This is a genomic window from Bacillus sp. MBGLi79 (assembly GCF_002953915.1).
In genome coordinates this window covers 677,319-698,327 of sequence record NZ_CP026521.1, presented here as the reverse complement: position 1 = coordinate 698,327, position 21,009 = coordinate 677,319, and the positions used below count along the sequence as shown (strand labels likewise).

Genomic DNA, 21,009 nt, shown 5'->3' with positions numbered 1-21,009 from the left:
GGATTTTTTTATGATTTAGCTGAAAGCTCATCTTCGGTGACCCATTTGTGGTTTTTCACTTTTTCACCGCTTGTTGTCGATGTATAGTCAACCATGTATACAGTTGTTTTTTCCGCGGAGTCGATCTCAGCTGTTGCTCCTTTCATGCCTTTCATATGAGAAGCCTCTAAAATCGCCTGATCTCCGGGTTGTAACGTTTTATCTCCGGCATCTTTGATTTCTTCTTGGATGACCCATTTGTGATGATCCACGCGCTGTCCTCCGTTTGTCGGAGTATAAGAGACAACATACGCCGTTGTATCGTAGGCGCCTGTCACTGTGGCTTCGGCACCTTTCATGCCTTTCATATGGGAAGCCTTGATGATTACCTGGCTGCCTACTTTGTATTTTGGATTTTTAGATTCCTGTAATCCCTCTGGAACGTCAGCTGATCCGGAATGGTCCATCTCTTCATGTGTTGAGGAGTCTGAATGATTGTCATGTGTGCTTTGTTTCGTACTGTTGTTATTGCCGCATGCTGATAAAACAAAAACAAGAGATAACATCAGAATTCCCAGTGCATTTTTAGAGATTTTCATGTTCATTCTCCTTTGCTTCATTTTTTTACTGTAACTATTGCCCGCAGACAATGAAAAATAACATGCCCTCTCGATAATACTATACCCCCGAATGGTATGTAAATGCGCTGATGTTCTCATAAAACGTTCCCGCAGTTTGTCCTATTCCCCTCAACTTGTAAAGCCAAACATAAAAAAAGCCGCTGTCAGGCGGCAATTACTGATTTAAGATTTTGATATACACACCTTTTTTTGCTTTTTGATAGGCGGCCTCACCCATTTTCCTCACCTGTTCAGAAGCATCTGAGGATTTGATCCATTTGTCATCGTGAAAAATGGATGGGTCGATAAGACGCATTTTCTTCTTTTGATGGAAATCGTACTGGATGTCATCTTCTATTACTTGTATGCTGGGATGAATGGATGTAAGCAAGCTCAGAACATCTTCATTTTTTGATGACCGCAGGATGTTCAGTACCTCTTGATCCGTTTTCAGCAGATCCTTTGCGGATATGACATGATGCCGCAGCGCTGCTTTCAACGCTCGCGCTAAATATTCATATCCATATACATTCACGGGATCTAAAAAGAAATCAATCACTTCTTTGTAATACACACCGACAAACCATTCGGCGGCTTCGATACCGTCCGGAAACATCTTTCCGTTTCTCACAATAAGATGATCCAAAAAGGTTTGCGCTTCGTGCAGACTAATGTGCCCATATCGGTACATATCACGCAGCGTATAGTCTATCCGATCAGCACACAGCTCCGGTGCAGGCTGTTCGAGCAACGTCCATCTTGAATCGGCAAATAAAAGTTCTTCGCTTTGATAGCCGTATTTTTGTAAAATGTCCGGGATTTCAGAGTGAACAATGACTTGTTGATAGATGTTTTCATGATAGTCCTCGGCATGATTTTCAAAAACAATGTCGGCCACATGTGAAAAAGCCGTGTGTGATACATCATGGAGCAGGCCTGCAATCTGCTCTTCTATCGTTCCTCCAAGCTTTTTGATGAGGAGCATCACGCCGATGGAGTGCTCATACCTGGTCACATTCCACTTTCGATTGACTAAAAAGCTTGCTCCGCCTTGATAGATTCCTTTTAATCTTTGCATCGGAGCGCTTTTGATAAGCTCTTCCAGTACTCCGTCTATATGGTGCTGTCCGTAAATAACATCGTTGATTTCCATGCCGTCACCTCAACATCTATTTTCTTAGTGTTCATTTTATTGTATATATTGATCGTATACTTTCAATAGAGGAGTGTTACGATGATCATCATCCCAAACAATGAGATAGCGAAACAGATGTTGACCGATTTTTTTCCAAGCATTGGGGTACACCCGAGATGGCGATTTCCAGCGGCATTTTTCGGTGTGATGAAATAGATGGATTTGCCGCCGTAAATGAGAGCGGCGAAATCATTGGCTGCATTACATACACAATAGATGGGAAAGACTGTGAAATTATTTCATTAGATAGTATGATTGAAAATAAAGGAATCGGCACCGCTTTACTTCAGCAGGTTGAAGCGACAGCTAAGCATGCACATTGTCAGCGAATAAAGCTTATCACAACGAATGATAATGTACATGCGATGGCGTTTTATCAAAAGAGAGGCTATCAATTCGCGGCAGTGTTTCCAAACGCAGTTGAAAAAGCGCGGAGGCTCAAGCCGGCGATTCCCGTGATAGCTGAAAACGGCATTTTGATTCGGGATGAAATTCTTTTTTTGAAGGTAATTGATTAAACGAAAAGGAGTCTTTTATGTCCAGTCATTATAAATACCCTCTCATTTTCACGGCATTCCTATTCATCGCTTTCTGCCTAATCTTTTTTTCCTATCGCCTGATTCATCATGTTCGTTTGGAGTATCCGAATTGGCAGGGAGAAAGCAAAGATCAGAATTGGGAAGCTGTTTTCAAAAAAAATGAAGATGCACCGAATGAATACAGCGGCGAACTTTATTGGATCGGCGATACAAATGAAACAGCCGACACTTATTTGGAATCACTGATTGTAAAAAAGGATAATGAGGTTCTGCTGAATTCTAACACAGAAATTCCAATGCGTGACTATTCCGGTGGCACTTTTCGTGATGGAAGCGCAAAAGAAAAGTCTGTTTCTTTTTTAGAGCGGTTAGATGAACATGAGCTTGAAGGCCATGATATAACCATTGAAGTGAAATGGAAGCAAGGTGATCATTATTCTGCGAGTCAGCTTACGCTCCATGAAAAGACCTTGTTTGAGTAAAAGCAGCAATAGATGATCAAAATTAAAAAAAAGACAAATGAAAAGGCGTAGCATATTTTAAACAGCTAATATGTTATGCCTTTTCTACTTTTTTCATTTCCGCCAAAAAGTGGAGCAGTCCGCCTTATCCAGAATATTAAACTCAATCATTTTCTCAAGTAGCGTGTAATCAACTGGACCGTTCCAGGGGATACGTATTAGCTGCTCGGTGTGGTCATATCCGGCCTTCGCAATATCATCCTTTACGTGCGCTATCGTTACTTTTTCTGGAGCGACAGCTAAATGCTTTTTAGAAACACTAAAACCAATAATAAATGTACCGTGATCCGTAAACATCGGTTGGTTCCATTTTATTTCTGTATGTAAATTTGGATATTTATTTTTTATCCAAGTCAACACCTCATCGGTTCTATCGCGGTGGAACGGGTCATCAATCCCCGCTAAATACTCAGAAAAAACATCCATGTTGTTCCCTCCTAAATAAATGATGCCGTTCAGAGAAGTTCTATGCGACTATAGCAGATTTCAGTTTACCTACCCACGGCCAGTATCTCCAATTTATTCTTTAGTACTATCTCTCTTTCCTTCTAAAACTTCTCATAAAAGAAGAACCATTCTTTTGATAGCAGATTCTTGTAAACCCAATCTTTAAAATCGATTAATACTAGCTTAACAGTTTAAAAATATAATTGGGTTGTCATTGAGATTTAACTATTTTAGGAGGTTATCCAGTTGAAAAAATTCCCGAAGAAATTACTGCCTATCGCAGTTCTGTCATCTATTGCGTTCAGCAGCTTAGCCGGCAGCAGTGTGCCTGAAGCCAGCGCCCAGGAAAAGAAAAAGGGGAACCAAGACGAAATTAAGAATGTTATTGTTCTGATTGGTGATGGTATGGGTGTGTCTTATACGTCTGCTTATCGATACTTAAAGGATAATAAAAAGACAAAAGCTGTGGAGCCTACTGCTTTTGATCAGTATCTTGTCGGCCAGCAAACAACTTACCCCGATGATCCAGAACAAAATGTAACGGATTCTGCAGCGGCGGCAACGGCTATGTCTGCGGGAATTAAAACATACAATAATGCCATAGCCGTGGATAATGACGGGTCAGAGGCCAAAACGGTGCTTGAAGCTGCGAAAGAAAAAGGAAAAGCAACAGGACTTGTGGCTACTTCAGAAATTACACACGCCACTCCGGCCTCTTTCGGGTCACACGACCACAGCCGAAAAAATATGAATTCAATTGCAGATGATTATTTTGATGAAATGGTCAACGGCAAGCACAAAATTGATGTTCTTCTAGGCGGAGGAAAGAGCAATTTTGACCGTAAGGACCGTAATTTGATCAAGGAATTCAAAAAAGCGGGATACAGCTATGTGGATAACCGGAAAGACATGCTGAAAAATAAAGACAGCCAAGTTCTCGGCCTATTCGCTGACGGCGGCCTGCCTAAAAAGATTGACCGGACGAAGGATATTCCTTCACTTAAAGATATGACAAACACAGCGATTAAAAAGTTAAACAAGGATAAAGACGGATTCTTCCTCATGGTGGAAGGCAGCCAAATTGACTGGGCGGGCCATGACAATGATATCGTCGGCGCCATGAGCGAGATGGAAGACTTCGAACAAGCTTATAAGGCGGCTATTGATTTCGCCAAAAAAGACAAGCACACATTGGTTGTGGCAACGGCTGACCACTCAACCGGCGGATATTCCATCGGTGCGGACGGCATCTACAATTGGTTCAGTGAACCCATTAAAGCCGCAAAGCGCACACCTGACTTTATGGCAGAAAAGATCGCTGACGGCGCGAATGTTGAAAAAACGTTAAAAACATATATCGATCAAAAGAAATTGGCTTTAACAAAATCCGAAATTCAATCGGTTGAAAAAGCGGCCAAATCGAAGGAAGTGCTGGATATCGATAACGCCATCGAAAACATTTTCAATAAACGCTCTCACACTGGATGGACAACAAGCGGCCATACCGGTGAAGATGTTCCCGTCTATGCGTACGGTCCGTCTAGTGAGACATTTGCCGGCCAAATCGATAATACAGAAATCGCCAAAAATGTCTTCAAGGCTTTACAATACAACATTAAGATTTACGATAAGTAAAAGAATACAAGATGTCCCGTTGCTTGTATGAAGTAACGGGATCTCTTTTTAATGGAGGAATCATCATGAGAAGAATTCTTTCAATTTTGGTTTTTGCCATCATGCTTGCGGGCTGCTCATCAAACGCCAGTACTGAAAAACAGCATGCAGGCGGGGAGAAAACAGTAAAAGCCGAGCCGCAAAGCACTTCATCCCAGAAGGACAGTACAGATGATTATCAGCCTAATTCCCAGGTAACTGATGACCGGTCATTGCTTAAGGTCGGCCAAACGTTTTCTGATGATAAGGGAAAAGCTGTCTTAAAAGATATCAAACAAGTGAACAAAACCTATAAGATTGGCGACGTGGAGTTAACGGTAAAAGAGATGAAGCTGATCCACTTGCGCCCGGACTACAGCATGATTGATTATTTTCATGAGTTAACACACGATGAAGAGTTCGATTTCGTTAAGGTTTTCGTTGATATTAAGAACACTTCTTCAAAAAAAGTAAATGTTGCGCCGATTGCCTTGATGAAAACAAATACAGGCGAAACCTTTGATTGGAACAAAGATATTTATCTTGAAGAGTTAAACGGCGAATTGGAAGGCGGCGCCGAAAAGTCCGGTAATCTCGGGTTTATTGTGAACGCATCAAGCGGCCATGCTCATGATAAAGAAGCAGATAAGAAGAAAGCAGAGATCAAGTGGATCGAAATCACGACAAGCGACGTATTTGACCATAACCATCATAAAATCAGTGATGCTCAAAAAATCAAAATCAAGTTTTAAATGAAGAACTCCCGTACAAGGTACGGGAGTTCTTTTTCTTATCTGTTTTTTTGGCGAATCAATTCCTCAATCCGCTCCATCACTTCTTCCATCTCCATGCACTCTTTGAAGCTTTGATTGATTTTTTTAATGCCTGCCGTATACTGATCGTTGTGTAAAACCTCATCTACAGCCTGTTGTAATAGTTGGACATTGACTTCATCTTTAGAGATGACATAGCCTGCTTGGAGTTCAGAGAGACGCTGCGCCACCATCGGCTGGTCCTTGTCATGAGGCATGACAACCAGCGGCACGCTGAAATGAATGCCTTCGTTTACGCTGTTCATTCCGCCGTGTGTAATGAAAACATCCGATTGCTCCAGCACTTCCAGCTGAGGGACATACGGGGCAATGATAAAGTTTTCCGGGGCCTGCTTTAATTTGGTCAAGTCCGCTTTTTCTCCAGCAGCGATGACGACTTTTCCGTTAAAGGCGGAAAATGCATCGATACAAAGGTTGAAGAATTCCTCTGTATGATCCAGTACAGTCCCCATTGAAATATAAATGACCTTTTCATCTTTTAGCTGTTCAATCGGGAAATCTGTTTTTTCCGCTCTCTTTGGAAAGCTTGGGCCGATAAACAGACACTCGTCCCCAAAACGATCACTTTCTGGCTGAAAATAACGGCTTGTATACACTACGTTCAATTCCCCTTTATTGTTCATGAATTGAACCAGGTTTTTCGGGGCAACACCGTACGTTTCTTTCATTTTTGCCAAAAGGTCTTCGCACTCTTGATCCAATTCAAGCGGCGCTCCAGACTCCGGATGCAGCGGCAGGATTTTCAGATGCTCCTCTCCAAACAGGAAAGACGCCGATGAAGAGACTCCTGGAATATCTAAGTAATCCCTCACCAATTCCCCCGCGCCGAATTTATCATAATAAACAAAATCAAATTGAATGCTCTTAGATAAATCTTTGACAATCTGTAAAATGTCCAATGACGTTTTGATATGGATTTTGACGAATTCAAGAATGCCATTGGGTGAACCGACATGAATAGGTGTTGTTCTCAGCAGATCCCTGTGAAGATGGACAGTTGCTCCCGCTGCTTCTAAACGTTTTTTATATTTTTCAGTGGAAATATAATGGACATCATATCCCTTATCGGAAAACGCTTTTGTAATGCCTAAGGTAGGATTCACATGGCCTTCCGCAGGAAAATTCAAAATCAATACTGTCTTCATGTAGACAACTCCCTCTCAAATCGTATTCTGAATCTTTGTTTGATCAGACTACTACTAATCGTAAGATGGGAACACAACCCATGCAAGGGACAAATGAATGAACTATTCTGCTGCTCTGGACGTAATCAAAAAAGACACCCCAGCTGTGGTGTCTTTTTTTTACACTTTTCTGATCGTGAAAAATTTCCGCAGAAGCCATGGGCCCGGTGTAAAGCCCAGCGTTAACTGCCAAGCGCCAATAGCCTGCAGTCTGTATTCGCGGACGATCTGCATCTTCCGGCTCATGCTTCTGACATCCTCAAACCATACCTCATGCGTCCGCCCCTGCTGATCACTGTACCGGAAAAATGGTGATTGATATTCGGTAGAATATTGTATCGGGGCTTGGTACCTCATCGCTCTTTCGATTGCATTTTGATTTGAAATCGCTGAAGCAACTGTACCCGGCTGGTACGGGATGATCCAGTCGTACCCGTAGAGCGGGACTCCGATAATGATTTTTCTGCTCGGCACCTGTGCAATCGTAAACTCAATGGTTCTCCTTATTTCAGTAATCGGCGCTACAGGGCCCGGCTCACTTCCCGCATGATGCCAATCATAAGCCATGATAAACATATAATTGACAACCGATCCTATCCCCCCGTAATCGTAGCCTCTCAGCCATGGAATATTATCGCTTGTTTTTGCCGGAACAGCTATCGTCAGCACATACCCTCCCGCCTGAAGGCGATCTCTCAGCTGGCGCAAAAAGCCAGTGAAAAGATCGCGGTCCGCGGCGCTCACCTGTTCAAAATCAATTGTAACACCCCCATATCCCCTTGTAGAAACTAAGTTATAAATGTTGTTGACCAGATTGGTTCTCGCTGTCGGATTGTTCAGCACTTGGTGAACAATTTCCGTACTGAAGCCTCCTGATGTAAGGTTCGTTATTGTTGCCAGCGGCGTGACTCGCCTTTGCCAAGTTGTCTCGATAGCAGCCGCATCATTTAATTGGTTTGCAATATCGCCGTTAGGTGCAATACGATATTCAAAAATCGAAATTGAAGACGAGTATGGCGCATAATCATTGATTAGCTCCCGATCAAGGTCAGGATTTCGGAGCACGTAAAAACTTAATGTTCCCGCAATGTAATTTGAGATCGAAGGAATCGTTATTTTTGATCCCGCTTGTAAAGCATTTGGGCTGATGCCCGGATTGGCTGCCCGCAGGCGCTCTAATGGAACAAGCGCTTTTGCCGCAATGGTTGTAAGCGTGTCTCCCGGCTGGACTGTATATACATAAAGAGGGATAAGCAGAGCCTGCCCCGGCACGATATTCGTTTCATCTAAACCATTCACACCCCTTATTTGATCAACAGAAGCACCGTATCTTCTGCCTATCGAAAACAAAGAATCACCAGGCCCGACGATATGGATAAACATGTTTAACCCCCATTATTCGTTAGTCAAACCATCATAAAATCTTATTAACGGGGCCGCTTAAATATGTGGTGAATGCATAAAAAAATACCAAGGGTTCTGCTTCCCCTTGGTACCGGATCATACAATCAATTCTCTTTTCCTTCTTCAAGCACATGCTTCAAATGCTCACAGTCATGATTAAAATGAGCCAGCACATGCTGTTTGGCTGCTTCTTTGTTTTTCTTTTTCACTTCTTCAAATATCCTGCGGTGCTCAGTTAGTATCGTTTCTGCACGATGGTCGCCGGTATAATTAAGGATTCTGCAAAAGTGAATCAGATCATTTACATGCTCAAGCAAATTTTTCAAATGTCGGTTATGGCTGAAATCAACAAGCAGCTCATGAAATTTTTGGTTTAAACGAATGATTTCCGTATCTTCCGTGCCGTTGTGAATCGCTTTCTCTGTTTCTTCAAGCTGCTTTTCAAGTATGGTCAGCTCTTCTTCGTCCGCTTCGTCTATGACCAATTCGACTGCCAGCTGCTCGAGCGGAATTCTGATTTTATAAATCTCATCTACATCTTTTGCCGTTAATGACGTGATCGAAAATCCATTTCGGTCATCCGCTTTTAACAAACCATCTTTCTCAAGCAATCGCATGGCTTCCCTTATCGGCGAGCGGCTGACGCCAAAGCTTTTGGCCAGCTGTGTTTCGTTTATCCGTTCCCCAGGCTTAAAAGTCCCGTTAAAGATCATTTTTTTCAGCTGGTTATAAAATTGCAGGTAGTAGGGAGTCGGCTTATCTAATTTAAAATCGTCCATATATAATACCTCTTCTGAATATATTCAAGGGCTTTTCTTCATCAAAATCATATAACAGATGGTAATGGGAAGCAACAAACTGCCTTGTCAGATCCCAGAATTTGAGGTACGATATGTTTGCTAAACGACGGTCGACGGACTACTGGCAACTAGAAAACCAGCGTGTTTTTTTCGTCAATAGGACACGATACCTCCGCCAGAATAGCGCACGATTACATTTTTACATCTTTTCAATGGAGGAAAAAATATGCTCATTATTTTTGTTATGTTTCTTCTAGGAATTATTTTAGGCTTTATTGGCGCCGGTGGAGCCGGCTTTGTCATTGCCCTTTTAACGCTTCTTTTCCATATCCCGATTCATACGGCTTTAGGCACTTCGCTTGCCGGCATGGCTTTTACAAGCTTATCAGGGGCATACAGCCACTATCGCGAGGGCAACATTCAAATGAAAATCGGCTTAATAGTCGGAGGCTTTGCTGCGGTTGGCTCATTTTTCGGCGCCAAGCTGACATCTTTTATTCCGGCTGATTTGCTTCATTATTTGACGGCTGGAATGTTATTTTTATCAGCAATTCTCATTTTAATCAGATTATTTATTTTAAAAGAGAAGGCTCAAGTGAATCAAAGCACTCTTTCAACGTATACGAGAGCGGTCATCTTAGGCATTGCAGCCGGCGTTCTTTCCGGCACATTCGGCATCGGGTCGGCACCTTTTATTCAAATCGGTTTAATGATTATGCTGAATCTGTCCATTCGCCATTCTGTCGGAACGACGATGCTTGTGATCATCCCTTTGGCTGTAGGTGGAGGCATCGGATATATCACAGAAGGTTTTGTTGATTACGTTTTGCTTGTCAAAGTTCTGGTCGGGACAATGTGCGGTGCCTATGTAGGCGCGAAATTCACCAACCTCATGCCAAAGGTGGTTTTGAAATCAGCCATCTTTTTGACTCCGGCGATTGCAGGCCTGCTGTTGTTATTCTAAATAAAACAAAAAACCTGACGTCATGTCAGGTTTTTTTATGAATTCTGCCCTACTCGTTCTTTCGTCAATCCAAAAAACGCCAGTGAGCCGATGACAGCTGTCACAAACATAATCGCTCCCATCGGAACGGCTGTTGTCTCATTAATGCCAACAAGCGGTGACACAATCGAACCAAGGAGCAGCGGAAGCATTCCAAGCAGTGCACTTGCACTTCCGGCTCGGTGCCCCTGCTTTTCTATGGCCAGCGTGAACGTGCTGGTCAGAACCATGCCGATCGTAATCATGTAAATGAAAATGGATATGACTAATGTGGCAAGAGGACCGTGAATGATGGTCATGGTTAATAGCACAGCCGTCGCAATCATAGCCGTAATGACCGCCATGCGAAGCAGGCTTTTTTCGTGAATGATTCCGCCGAAGCGCCCGATGATAAAGCTGCCTGATATAATGGCCAGGCCGTTAATGCCGAAAAGGATACTAAATACCTGCGGAGACACCCCGTAGATATCCTGGTATACAAAAGGCGTACCGGACACATATGCAAAGCTTCCTCCGTGAATAAACCCGACAGTTAACGCGTACCCCATAAAGGACCGATCCTTCAGCAGGCTGCCCATCGTTTTGACGGATGTTCCGATTGAGCTTGGAATCCGTTTTTCCGGCGGAAGCGTTTCTTTTAACCTCAATGCAATCAGAAGAACCAGTAAAAATCCGATGATTGTTAGTACATGAAAAATTGTATGCCACGTTGCGAACGGCAAAAGCAAAATGGCACCGCCTGTCATAGGCGCAACCATCGGCGCCACGGCGGTAATCACCATGAGCAGCGAGAAAAATTTAGAAAGCTCTCTTCCGGTAAACACATCGCGGACGATTGCGCGAGACAGGACAAGCCCTGCGGAAGCAGTGAATCCCTGTAAAAAACGCGCAGCCACTAAAGTTGTAATATTGGGCGACAGTGCACAAAACAGAGAGGATAACGCAAATAAAAAAATACAGATTAATAGCGGTTTTCGCCTTCCCTGCGCATCACTGACCGGCCCGACAATCAGCTGGCCGATCGTAAGTCCGACCAGACAGGCTGTTAAACTTAACTGAACAAGTGAAGCACTCGCTGATAAATCTTCCGCGATTTCAGGAAAACTTGGCAAATACATATCTATATTAAGCGGGCCCAATATAGCAAGCATGCCGAGCAGAAACGCCAGTGCCAAGCGTTCTTTTCCAGTTGGATTGTGCTGCATGTTATCAAACCTTCCCTTCAACCAAATCCCTTATATAATGGATGTCAGCTCCAATAATGGATTGAAGCTGTGAAACATTTGTATATTGTATCATAACTTTCAACCTATGAAAGCCGCTTGAGTACTGGCTCGGCAAAGCGATATTCCAAACACCTCAAAAGGGAATGGGCCGGGGAATCATCGTGATCAGCGCCATTTGAAGAAACGGCCAGCTTTTTTTGCTAAGCTCTAGCCTAGCGAGTTTTATATACTGGAAATTTTTAAAAAAACGCAAATGACTTGCAAGATGAAATCAATCGTTGTATATTAATTGATGTGTCAATCATTGATATATCAATTAATAATTTTGACAGGAAGAAGGGATGGGTTTTGGCGTCATTTTGTTCAGAGGAAGCCGAGATTTTATATCAGCTGCAAGGCGTGAACAAGGTGATTGGCGTGAAGTTCGAGGCATGCACGGGCATCAGCCAATCTCGTTTGGAATTGCTGACATTGCTTTATCATGCAGATGAGATCAGTCAAAGCGACCTTCAAAAGAAAGTAAATATCGATAGCGCAGCCGTTACCAGACATCTGAAACAGCTGGAAGCCAAAGGCATGGTGTCAAGACGGCGCAAGCCTGAGGACAATCGCATCACCCTTGTTCGGCTTACAGATCAGGGAAGAGAGCGAATCGAGTCTTCTAAGAAAGAAAAGGAGCGTTTCATGAAGGAAATGCTCGCAAATGTAAGCGCAGAAGAGCGCCGCCTGCTCATTGATGTGCTGGGGCGCATGCGGAACAACATAAACAATATTGAAGCATAAGAGGAGTGTATCAACATGATCAAAACAAACGATTTTATGGAAATTATGAAAGGCCGCCGTTCTATTCGCAACTATGATCCGACAGTGAAAATCAGCAAAGAAGAGATGACTGAAATCTTAGAGGAAGCAACAACTGCGCCATCTTCTGTTAACGCGCAGCCATGGCGTTTTCTTGTCATTGACAGCCCGGAAGGAAAAGAAAAGCTCGCACCGCTCGCAAGCTTTAACCAAACACAAGTCACAACATCATCTGCTGTCATCGCTGTATTTGCAGACATGAACAATGATGACTACTTAGAAGAAATCTATTCTAAAGCCGTTGAACTCGGTTATATGCCGCAGGAGGTCAAAGACAGACAAATCGCCGCGCTGACCGCTCATTTTGAAAAGCTTCCGGCACAGGTGAACCGCGAAACGATCCTGATTGACGGAGGCCTCGTTTCCATGCAGCTGATGCTGACTGCACGCGCGCACGGCTACGATACAAACCCGATCGGCGGATACGATAAAGAAAACATCGCGGAAACCTTCGGATTGGATAAAGAACGTTATGTACCGGTCATGCTGCTTTCTATCGGAAAAGCAGCAGACGAAGGCTATGCTTCCTACCGCCTGCCGATTGATACAATTGCAGAATGGAAATAAAACAAAGAGCCCAGGAATGTTTTCCGGGCTCTTTAATTTTAAGTATAGCCGCCGTTCGATCGTCTGACCTTTTGGTTAACATGTCTGAAGTTAACCCTTGATTTGATTTTGTCGTTTAGTCATGAAAAAAGAGTGATGACCACTCATCACTCTTTTTTCTATTATTCTTTTATTTTCTTCCTGCCGAACGGCCACCAGTTTCCTTCTCCGAAGGTCGCAATGATTGCCGGAATGAAGAGCGGAAGAATAACAAGGCCATATAGCAAGAGCCCGATAATGATAACACTTGCCACCTGCATCAGCGTATTGACGCCTGAAGGCATCATCGCCGCGAACGTACCGGCCAGTATAATGGCAGCTGTAATAATGACAGATCCCATTTTGCTCATTGACCTGACAACACCTTGCTGAATGCCAAGGTGCACCTCTTCCTTAAATCGATCCAGCAAGAAGATCGAATAATCTACCCCTAACGCGATCAGGATGACAAAGCTAAAGAACGGTACTGCCCAGCTGACGCCGGCGTTTCCTAAGCCGTTTACAAAGATCAATTCTGTGATAGATATGGACGTATAGTACGTCAGCAGCAGTGACGCGATCATATAAATCGGCATGATCATGGAGCGGAACAAAATGGTTAACACGATAAACAGGCCTATAATCATAATCACCATCGTTCTGGAGAAGTCCGTTGTGGACAGCTCTTTTAAGTCCGCATTCATACTCGTGACTCCGCCGTACACGATCTGGGCATCCTCCAAAGGAGTGCCGTCTACTTCGTTTGCGACAGCTTTTTTGATTTGGTTGATTGTCGTAATAGCTTGTTCTGAGTAAGGATTTGAATCCAGAACGACACTTAATTGAACACCTTTGCCGTCTGCAAAGGAATACTGGTCAATTGACTTCTTAAAGTCTTTGTCCTTCATTACTTGCTCAGGAATGAATATGCCTGTATCTCTTACAGTTGGACTTTTGCTCATGTCCTCTAACATATCACTGGAAGCTGTAATGCCGTCAGAGACTTTCGTCAGGCCTTCATTTGCGCTCTTCACGCCTTCTGACAGCTTCTTCAGGCTTTCTGTCAATGTTCCGGCTTGTGCCTGCTGGCCTGAGAGCTGCTGGTTCGCTTGTTCAAGGCCGGTTTGAATCTGGCCAAGCTGTCCGCTGATTGCCGTAAGCTGCTGCACGGTCTGTGCGGTATTTCCGGTTTGAGAAATTTGTTTGCTCACGAGCTGCAGCTGCTGATTGATTTTGCCCAAACCATCTGCGGCATCGCCCAGTGAACCGCCAGAGCTGCTATTTGAGGCCGAGCCGGTTTGCCCTGCCATTTGATTCAGGCCGTTTTCTATATCTGTTAATCCGTTTTGGACATCGGCAATCCCTTTTACCGTCTTATCCAGCCCGTCTGAAACCGACCCTAGCTGTTTATCAATATATAAATCTTTGATTTTTTTACCAGTCGGCTGCGTGATGGTCATGACAGAGTCAACATGATCGACTTTCTCGATCGCTTTGCTGATATTTCCGAGATAAGGGATTGTATCAGCTGTTGTGAGATCTTTGTCTCCTTTTACGACAACGTTGATCGGGAATGCTTTTCCTTCCCCGAATCCGTCCTTGATGGCCTCGAGAGCTTTGATTGATTGATAATCACTGCTGATTTCCGCAGTTGAATCGAATGATATCTGGTCATCATAGGTCAAGATGAACGGAAGCGTAATCACCACCGTGATGGCAATGAACAGAAACGGACGCGCAACGGAGTGTTTGCCGAGAAACGCCCATAATTTGTTGTCACTGTGCGACAGCACTTTCTTTGATGGCCAGAATAATTTTTCACCCAGTGTCACCATAAATAAGGGCAGCAGTGTATAGAGAATGATCATTAAGATTCCCACACCGACCGCTACTCCTACGGCGGATTGGAAAATCGCAAACTTCGCAAATCCTAACGCGGAAAATCCGATTAATACCGCGAATCCGCTGATGAATAAGGTTTTTCCCCCTGTGCGGTAAGCGATAAGCGCCGCTTCTTTTTTGTCATGCCCGTTTGCCAATTCTTCACGGAATCGTGTAAGCAGCAGAATACAGTAATCTGTTCCAATGCCGAACAGAATCGCGACTAAGAAGGTTTGCGTAAACGTCGAGATAGGAAAATCAACATAGTATACAAGGATGCCAAGTATGGATTGACTGATCAGATAAGAAAAACCCACTGCTACAATCGGTATAAAAGGCGTCACAACAGATCGGAACACGATCAGCAGTAAACCGATGATCAGGCAGACTGTGATCACTTCCGTTTTCTTAAGCCCTTCCTCTGAGCTGTGAGCGAAATCCTGATTAATAAGGGGAGCTCCCGTAATATATGCCGTCAAATCATCGGGAACGATTTGATAAATCTCGTCCGCGATTTTTTCCGCCTTTTTATCAGAACCTGTAATCGTGACAGGAATGAGAACGGTTTTCTTGTCTTTCGACATCAACTGGTCTTTGACTTCTTTTTCCGCTGACAGAGGAGATGTTACCTCTTCTACACCATCGATCTTTTTGATTTTATCGATCATTGTCCGGAGCTGATCCTCTGTTTCTACCTTTAGAGCGTGGTCTAATGTAAAGACAACACTGATCGAATTATTGTCTTCTCCCGCTTGTTTTAAAATGGCGTTTGCCCTTTCTGAAACAGCATCAGCGGGAAGCTGGGCCTGCCCCTTTTGATTGGCCAGCTCCGTTAAGTTCGGAGAAAATAAACTCAATACGACGGTAAGCGCTAATATAATGGCTGCAATTGCCCACTTGAATTTGATGATGGCTCTCATTCGGCAGAATCTCCTCCTTTAAATTTGCTTTTTAAAATGGTGAATATCTCGATGATGGAATGTAAGTGTTCCTCATCTATATCATCGATTAGCGGTTTGAGCGCGTTAAAGATGGCAGAATCTAATTCTTCTAGTATGTGTTCACCACTGGGTGTAATGTTAATAAGCTTAGAGCGCCTATCACTTTTTGCCGGACAGTCGTCCCATTGAACCAATCCCTTTTCGAGCAGCTTTTTCAGTCTGTTAGAAATCGCGCTCTTATGTACATTTTGGTACATGGCCAGGCTGCCGGGAGAGGTTGGGCCCTTGACTTTTAAAATCTTCAGCAGGTCTGCCTGTTCCCTTGAGATATGCTTGAAGACATCCTGATTGATTTCACGATTCACAAACTCTGTGCCTTCAAGCAGAACCTCCACAAACAGGTTTATCGCCTGACATAGCTTTTGTTCATTCAACATCTTCCCCTCCTCATTATAGTTTACCCCGCTAAACTTTATGATCAATGTTAATTAGTTTATTCCTCTAAACTAAGTCTGTCAACATATTTTATTTATGATCACACCAAGAACACTCGTTCGTGTATAATAGGAGTTATAACCGCGAAAGGGGAAAATTGACATGTCAGATTTTGCACTGAAATTGTATCAATATAACATCTGGGCCAATCAGCAAATCTTCAACCGATTAAAAGAGCTTCCAAAAGAGGTATACCATCAAGACATTCAAAGTGTGTTTCCATCGATATCCCATGTATTGTCTCATGTTTACCTTTCTGATCTCGGCTGGATTGAAGTATTTTCCGGCAAAACGATGAGCGATGCTTTGGCGTTAGCTGAACAGCTAAAAGAACAGACAGAGGCAAAAGAAATGGAGGAAATGGAAGACCTGTTTCTGAAGTTATCCGAGCGCTATACACTATTTTTACAGCAAAAAGAACAGCTCAATCAGCCCCTCCAGATTCAAAATCCCTCAGGCGGAATCATGAAAACAACTGTTTCCGAACTGATTCCCCACGTTGTCAATCACGGAACATACCACCGCGGCAATATCACGGCAATGCTGCGGCAGGCAGGATACGCATCCGCACCGACAGATTATGGGCTCTATCTGTACATGCAAAAAACTGAACAGGTATAGGAAAGCGGCTCCTACATGGAGCTGCTTTCTTTTGCTGAATAGTCCAAATCACATTAAAATTTCCTTTCATATACCCTTTATAGTAAAAAAGATAGAAATTTTAGTGTTATAATAATCATTAAAAATAGATTGCTGACTCAATAATCAATTTTTAATGGAGGAACACATAAAGTGACAGACGACATGACGAAAGACAATATAAATCAGCAAACATTGCAGAGAGGCTTGAAAAACAGGCATATCCAGCTTATCGCCATCGGCGGGGCTATTGGGACAGGCTTATTTCTCGGCTCAGGCAAATCGATTCATTTTGCCGGACCGTCGATTTTATTTGCTTATATGATCACAGGAATCATTTGCTTTTTAATTATGAGATCGCTGGGTGAACTGCTGTTATCAAATTTGAACTACCACTCTTTTGTGGATTTTGTACAAGACTACCTAGGCGATATGGCAGCCTTTATCACCGGCTGGACATATTGGTTCTGCTGGATTTCCATTGCGATGGCTGATCTGACAGCAGTCGGGCTCTACACTCAATATTGGCTCCCTGGTGTGCCGCAATGGGTGCCCGGCTTAATCGCTCTGATTATTTTACTGATTATGAACCTGGCAACCGTCAAGCTTTTTGGAGAATTAGAATTTTGGTTTGCTTTGATTAAAGTCATTGCCATTTTGGCGTTAATCGTCATTGGCCTTGTGATGATTTTCAAAGGCTTTTCCACAAGCTCAGGAGTGTCCAGCTTCACAAACCTCTGGAGCCACGGAGGCCTGTTCCCGAATGGCATGCACGGGTTTATCCTCTCGTTCCAGATGGTTGTGTTTGCTTTTGTCGGCATTGAGCTTGTCGGGCTTACGGCCGGTGAAACAGAAAACCCTGAAAAAGTAATCCCTAAGGCGATCAACAATATTCCTGTCCGTGTGCTGCTTTTTTATATCGGGGCTCTTCTCGTGATTATGAGCATCTATCCTTGGGATGTCATCAATCCCAGCGAAAGCCCATTCGTACAAGTATTTGTCGCTGTTGGCATCGTCGGGGCTGCAAGTATTATCAACTTTGTTGTGTTGACATCCGCTGCTTCAGCATGCAACAGCGCTGTATTCAGTACAAGCCGTATGGTCTATTCCCTGGCGAAAGATCACAATGCACCTGAGTCAATGGCGAAACTGACTCAGCGTAAAGTGCCTAGAAATGCTTTATTCTTTTCGGCTATCGTGATTTTAATAGGTGTTACGTTAAACTACATCATGCCAGAAGGCGTATTCACCCTGATCACAAGCATTTCAACCGTATGCTTTATCTACATTTGGGGGATTACGGTCATCTGCCATATGAAATACCGCAAAACAAGACCTGAATTAGCGAAAACAAACAAGTTTAAGCTTCCGCTTTATCCGTTTACAAATTACCTGATTCTTGCGTTCCTGGCGTTTGTTCTGGTTGTGCTGGCACTGGCACAGGACACTCGTGTTTCCTTATTTGTCACACCGGTTTGGTTTATTTTGCTGATTGTGATTTATAAAGTGAGAAAAGCGAAGCATCAATAACACTCGAAACTCCTGCCTCAAAAATGAGAGCAGGGGTTTTTTTGATGAAAATGACCTTTGCTTTTGAATTTGAAGATATGCTATAGTGTTTGTAATCAAAACAAGAAGGGATGATGGGTGGACAATGATTAACTAATCTTATTTTTACCGTTTGAAATCAATATTTCAAATCAAAAAATAGGATTAGTCTGCCCATTTTCTATATACGACACCGCTATTTATAAAGAATAGCTTATTTGATCATGCACAGGCACGGCTAATCCTTCCAACACATTTGGGAGGATTTTTTATTCTCCCTTTAAAGCGAGGGATATGGATGAAAGAGATTATAACATTAACAAACGTGAGCTACGAAGTGAAGGATCTGTCTGTTTTTAAAAACGTAAATGCCAGTGTTCAGCAAGGAGATATCATTGGGATTATCGGCAAAAACGGCGCTGGGAAATCTACGCTGCTGCACCTTATTCACAACGACTTGGCCCCTGCACAAGGACAAATCCTTCGGGCGGATATAAAAATGGCTTTGGTCGAACAGGAAACTGCGGCGTATTCCTTTGCCAATCAGACACCTGCCGAAAAGAAGTTACTGGAGAAATGGCATGTGCCCCTTCGTGAATTTCATCAGTTAAGCGGCGGTGAAAAACTGAAAGCGCGGCTGGCGAAAGGACTCTCAGAGGATGCAGATCTGCTGCTGTTAGATGAACCGACAAACCACCTTGATGAAAAAAGCTTGCAATTTCTCATCCAACAGCTGAAACATTATAACGGCACTGTGATTCTCGTTTCTCACGATCGATATTTTTTAGACGAAGCCGCCACAAAAATATGGTCTCTTGAGGATCAGACGCTGGTTGAATTCAAAGGGAATTACTCCGGGTATATGAAGTTCCGGGAGAAGAGAAGACTCACCCAGCAGCGCGAATATGAAAAGCAGCAAAAAATGGTTGAACGAATTGAAGGACAAATGAATGAGCTCGCTTCTTGGTCGGAAAAAGCCCACGCCCAATCGACGAAAAAGGAGGGGTTTAAAGAATATCACCGGGTAAAAGCGAAGCGTACGGATGCCCAAATAAAATCCAAGCGGAAGCGGCTGGAAAAAGAGCTGGAAAAAGCAAAGGCGGAACCCGTTACCCCAGAATATAAAGTCAGCTTTTCAATCGATACAACCCACAAAACAGGAAAACGTTTTTTGGAAGTTCAGAATGTAACGAAGGCTTTTGGAGAAAGGACTCTCTTTAAAAACGCTAACTTTACGATTCAGCATGGCGAAAAGGTTGCCATCTTAGGCCCAAACGGCAGCGGAAAAACGACATTACTGAACATCATTCTGGGACAGGAAACAGCAGAAGGAAGTGTATGGGTGTCGCCGTCCGCGAACATCGGCTTTTTAACGCAGGAGGTGTTTGATTTGCCTTTAGAACAAACACCGGAAGAGTTATTTGAGAATGAAACATTCAAAGCAAGGGGGCAGGTTCAAAATCTGATGAGGCACTTAGGCTTTACAGCCGCCCAATGGACTGAACCGATCAAGCATATGAGTATGGGTGAGCGTGTAAAGGTCAAGCTGATGGCATATATTTTGGATGAAAAAGATGTGCTGATTTTAGATGAGCCGACAAACCACCTCGACCTGCCGTCACGTGAACAGCTGGAAGAAACACTGTCACAATACAGCGGCACATTGCTGGCGGTTTCACATGACCGCTACTTTCTCGAAAAAACAACAAACAGTAAACTCGTTATCTCAAACAACGGCATCGAAAAGCAGTTAAACGACACTCCTTCAGAAAGAAATGAGCGGGAGGAGCTTCGGTTAAAGCTTGAGACAGAAAGACAAGAAGTGCTGGGAAAGCTCAGTTTTATGACGCCAAATGATAGAGGGTATAAGGAGCTTGATCAAGCTTTCCATGAGCTTACGAAACAAATCAAAGCGCTGGATCATCAAAACAAAAAAGGCTGAGAGGCAAAGTTCAAGCGGCATTGAAAAGGACAACAGCTGTTGTCCTTTTTCTTTTTATTTTCAAAAAGATGACTTATAGTACCCCCTATCATCGCTTCCAGATAGGCATGCTGTGTTTGAGTAACGTAGCGGCTTTTCAGCTTAGCTGTTTCCGCATACGTATATTGGTCATGGCATAGCCCATCTTCTGATAAAGATAGACGGCTGTCTCGTTGTGCGCAAACACATGGAGGGCCAGCCTTTCCGCACCAAGCTCTCTTGCTCTTTCATCAAGCATTTGAAGCGCCAATTGAGCCAGCCCTTTTCCGCGAAAGACTTCATACAATCCAAAGGAATAGATAAACGCTTCCTTTTGCGGATGAAACGGATCAGCATACAGCCAGAGCCAGCCCATTCTTTCCCCTTGTACATTTGTGATGTTCCAAAAATAATGATTGCTGCTGTCGAGCCCGTTCGGAATCATGTTCTCATATGCCTGCTCCGATTTCTCAAGCGCCTCTTTTTCCGTCCAAGTTCCCGACGTTATGTTTTGTTTCGCATAATTTTGCACGGACATCCCGCGAAAGGCTTCGAATTCTTTCAAAGTCATGGCTTCTAAAGTTAATGTCATTCTGTACTCCTCCTTTATAAAAAAAGCCCAGCTGATACCGGACGAATAACGCAGAAATGGAGCTCTATTTCAATTACCCGGTTAATACCTGGGACTTTCTATT

18 protein-coding genes and 2 pseudogenes are annotated in these 21,009 nt (G+C 43.4%); 10 read left to right on the top strand and 10 right to left on the bottom strand.

The genetic code is table 11. The features are described from left to right. Window positions 1-8 precede the first annotated feature (8 nt). Both C1T29_RS03660 and C1T29_RS03655 read right to left on the bottom strand, forming a co-directional pair. Window positions 9-629: a YdhK family protein gene (locus C1T29_RS03660; RefSeq protein ID WP_082033065.1), complete on the bottom strand. Its 621-nt coding sequence runs from the start codon at window positions 627-629 to the stop codon at window positions 9-11. Window positions 630-774: 145 nt separating this feature from the next. Beyond that, entirely contained in the window at window positions 775-1,752 is a 978-nt protein-coding gene (locus tag C1T29_RS03655) for an HD domain-containing protein (RefSeq protein WP_103749703.1), read from the bottom strand. 81 nt (window positions 1,753-1,833) lie between these two features. On the opposite strand from C1T29_RS03655, the pseudogene C1T29_RS03650 reads away from it, so the two are divergent. Further along, window positions 1,834-2,312 (top strand): annotated as a pseudogene (locus tag C1T29_RS03650) (GNAT family N-acetyltransferase). 17 nt (window positions 2,313-2,329) lie between these two features. After that, window positions 2,330-2,815, top strand: a complete 486-nt coding sequence (locus C1T29_RS03645) for a YdhH/YoaO family protein (protein WP_095432034.1) — start codon at window positions 2,330-2,332, stop codon at window positions 2,813-2,815. Window positions 2,816-2,908: 93 nt separating this feature from the next. Here C1T29_RS03645 and fra read toward each other — a convergent pair whose 3' ends face one another. After that, the gene (gene fra / locus C1T29_RS03640; protein ID WP_103749705.1) at window positions 2,909-3,280 is read right to left on the bottom strand and encodes an iron chaperone frataxin; all 372 of its coding nucleotides are present in this window, start codon (window positions 3,278-3,280) and stop codon (window positions 2,909-2,911) included. A 267-nt stretch (window positions 3,281-3,547) separates the two neighbouring features. On the opposite strand from fra, the gene phoB reads away from it, so the two are divergent. After that, on the top strand, window positions 3,548-4,936 hold the full coding sequence (gene phoB, locus C1T29_RS03635) for an alkaline phosphatase (RefSeq protein WP_103749706.1): 1,389 nt from the start codon (window positions 3,548-3,550) through the stop codon (window positions 4,934-4,936). A 65-nt stretch (window positions 4,937-5,001) separates the two neighbouring features. After that, window positions 5,002-5,706: a membrane lipoprotein lipid attachment site-containing protein gene (locus C1T29_RS03630; RefSeq protein ID WP_103749707.1), complete on the top strand. Its 705-nt coding sequence runs from the start codon at window positions 5,002-5,004 to the stop codon at window positions 5,704-5,706. Window positions 5,707-5,744: 38 nt separating this feature from the next. Here C1T29_RS03630 and C1T29_RS03625 read toward each other — a convergent pair whose 3' ends face one another. From C1T29_RS03625 to C1T29_RS03615, 3 genes are all read right to left on the bottom strand, one after another. Continuing rightward, a complete protein-coding gene (locus C1T29_RS03625) occupies window positions 5,745-6,932 on the bottom strand; it encodes a macrolide family glycosyltransferase (RefSeq protein WP_103749708.1) in 1,188 nt (395 codons plus the stop codon). Between the two features lie 159 nt (window positions 6,933-7,091). After that, window positions 7,092-8,354 carry a glycoside hydrolase family 18 protein gene (locus C1T29_RS03620; protein WP_040084036.1) on the bottom strand — a complete coding sequence of 421 codons (1,263 nt, stop codon included), beginning with the start codon at window positions 8,352-8,354 and terminating at the stop codon, window positions 7,092-7,094. Between the two features lie 125 nt (window positions 8,355-8,479). Further along, window positions 8,480-9,154, bottom strand: coding sequence for a GntR family transcriptional regulator (locus tag C1T29_RS03615; protein WP_103749709.1), 675 nt, complete (start codon window positions 9,152-9,154; stop codon window positions 8,480-8,482). Between the two features lie 247 nt (window positions 9,155-9,401). On the opposite strand from C1T29_RS03615, the gene C1T29_RS03610 reads away from it, so the two are divergent. After that, window positions 9,402-10,139, top strand: coding sequence for a sulfite exporter TauE/SafE family protein (locus C1T29_RS03610; RefSeq protein ID WP_103749710.1), 738 nt, complete (start codon window positions 9,402-9,404; stop codon window positions 10,137-10,139). 35 nt (window positions 10,140-10,174) lie between these two features. Here C1T29_RS03610 and C1T29_RS03605 read toward each other — a convergent pair whose 3' ends face one another. Then, window positions 10,175-11,383 carry a Bcr/CflA family efflux MFS transporter gene (locus C1T29_RS03605; RefSeq protein WP_103749711.1) on the bottom strand — a complete coding sequence of 403 codons (1,209 nt, stop codon included), beginning with the start codon at window positions 11,381-11,383 and terminating at the stop codon, window positions 10,175-10,177. A gap of 310 nt (window positions 11,384-11,693) precedes the next feature. Here C1T29_RS03605 and C1T29_RS03600 point away from each other — a divergent pair. Continuing rightward, window positions 11,694-12,187 (top strand): annotated as a pseudogene (locus C1T29_RS03600) (MarR family transcriptional regulator). Window positions 12,188-12,202: 15 nt separating this feature from the next. Next, window positions 12,203-12,832: a nitroreductase family protein gene (locus C1T29_RS03595; protein ID WP_014662981.1), complete on the top strand. Its 630-nt coding sequence runs from the start codon at window positions 12,203-12,205 to the stop codon at window positions 12,830-12,832. A gap of 161 nt (window positions 12,833-12,993) precedes the next feature. On the opposite strand, the gene C1T29_RS03590 is transcribed toward C1T29_RS03595, so the two are convergent. Both C1T29_RS03590 and C1T29_RS03585 read right to left on the bottom strand, forming a co-directional pair. Continuing rightward, window positions 12,994-15,651, bottom strand: coding sequence for an MMPL family transporter (locus tag C1T29_RS03590; RefSeq protein WP_103749712.1), 2,658 nt, complete (start codon window positions 15,649-15,651; stop codon window positions 12,994-12,996). After that, window positions 15,648-16,106 (bottom strand): MarR family transcriptional regulator, encoded by a 459-nt coding sequence (locus C1T29_RS03585; protein ID WP_103749862.1) that lies wholly within the window; start codon window positions 16,104-16,106, stop codon window positions 15,648-15,650. Before C1T29_RS03585 ends, C1T29_RS03590 begins: the two co-directional genes overlap by 4 nt. Before the next feature lie 163 nt (window positions 16,107-16,269). Between C1T29_RS03585 and dinB the strand changes: the two genes are divergently transcribed. The 3 genes from dinB (at window position 16,270) to vmlR (ending at window position 20,296) form a co-directional block, all read left to right on the top strand. Continuing rightward, the gene (gene dinB / locus C1T29_RS03580) at window positions 16,270-16,788 is read left to right on the top strand and encodes a damage-inducible protein DinB (RefSeq protein WP_103749713.1); all 519 of its coding nucleotides are present in this window, start codon (window positions 16,270-16,272) and stop codon (window positions 16,786-16,788) included. 171 nt (window positions 16,789-16,959) lie between these two features. After that, window positions 16,960-18,336, top strand: a complete 1,377-nt coding sequence (locus tag C1T29_RS03575; RefSeq protein ID WP_014475969.1) for an amino acid permease — start codon at window positions 16,960-16,962, stop codon at window positions 18,334-18,336. A 316-nt stretch (window positions 18,337-18,652) separates the two neighbouring features. Then, complete coding sequence (gene vmlR, locus C1T29_RS03570; RefSeq protein ID WP_103749714.1) at window positions 18,653-20,296, top strand: ABC-F type ribosomal protection protein VmlR; 1,644 nt, start codon at window positions 18,653-18,655, stop codon at window positions 20,294-20,296. 136 nt (window positions 20,297-20,432) lie between these two features. On the opposite strand, the gene C1T29_RS03565 is transcribed toward vmlR, so the two are convergent. Continuing rightward, window positions 20,433-20,906 carry a GNAT family N-acetyltransferase gene (locus C1T29_RS03565; protein ID WP_103749715.1) on the bottom strand — a complete coding sequence of 158 codons (474 nt, stop codon included), beginning with the start codon at window positions 20,904-20,906 and terminating at the stop codon, window positions 20,433-20,435. Window positions 20,907-21,009: the final 103 nt, after the last annotated feature.

Coding starts and splice junctions, on each gene's coding strand:
- C1T29_RS03655 (WP_103749703.1), bottom strand. CDS start 1,752: ATGGAAATCAACGATGTTATTTACGGACAGCACCATATAGACGGAGTA.
- C1T29_RS03645 (WP_095432034.1), top strand. CDS start 2,330: ATGTCCAGTCATTATAAATACCCTCTCATTTTCACGGCATTCCTATTC.
- fra (WP_103749705.1), bottom strand. CDS start 3,280: ATGGATGTTTTTTCTGAGTATTTAGCGGGGATTGATGACCCGTTCCAC.
- C1T29_RS03630 (WP_103749707.1), top strand. CDS start 5,002: ATGAGAAGAATTCTTTCAATTTTGGTTTTTGCCATCATGCTTGCGGGC.
- C1T29_RS03625 (WP_103749708.1), bottom strand. CDS start 6,932: ATGAAGACAGTATTGATTTTGAATTTTCCTGCGGAAGGCCATGTGAAT.
- C1T29_RS03620 (WP_040084036.1), bottom strand. CDS start 8,354: ATGTTTATCCATATCGTCGGGCCTGGTGATTCTTTGTTTTCGATAGGC.
- C1T29_RS03615 (WP_103749709.1), bottom strand. CDS start 9,154: ATGGACGATTTTAAATTAGATAAGCCGACTCCCTACTACCTGCAATTT.
- C1T29_RS03610 (WP_103749710.1), top strand. CDS start 9,402: ATGCTCATTATTTTTGTTATGTTTCTTCTAGGAATTATTTTAGGCTTT.
- C1T29_RS03605 (WP_103749711.1), bottom strand. CDS start 11,383: ATGCAGCACAATCCAACTGGAAAAGAACGCTTGGCACTGGCGTTTCTG.
- C1T29_RS03595 (WP_014662981.1), top strand. CDS start 12,203: ATGATCAAAACAAACGATTTTATGGAAATTATGAAAGGCCGCCGTTCT.
- C1T29_RS03590 (WP_103749712.1), bottom strand. CDS start 15,651: ATGAGAGCCATCATCAAATTCAAGTGGGCAATTGCAGCCATTATATTA.
- dinB (WP_103749713.1), top strand. CDS start 16,270: ATGTCAGATTTTGCACTGAAATTGTATCAATATAACATCTGGGCCAAT.
- vmlR (WP_103749714.1), top strand. CDS start 18,653: ATGAAAGAGATTATAACATTAACAAACGTGAGCTACGAAGTGAAGGAT.
- C1T29_RS03565 (WP_103749715.1), bottom strand. CDS start 20,906: ATGACATTAACTTTAGAAGCCATGACTTTGAAAGAATTCGAAGCCTTT.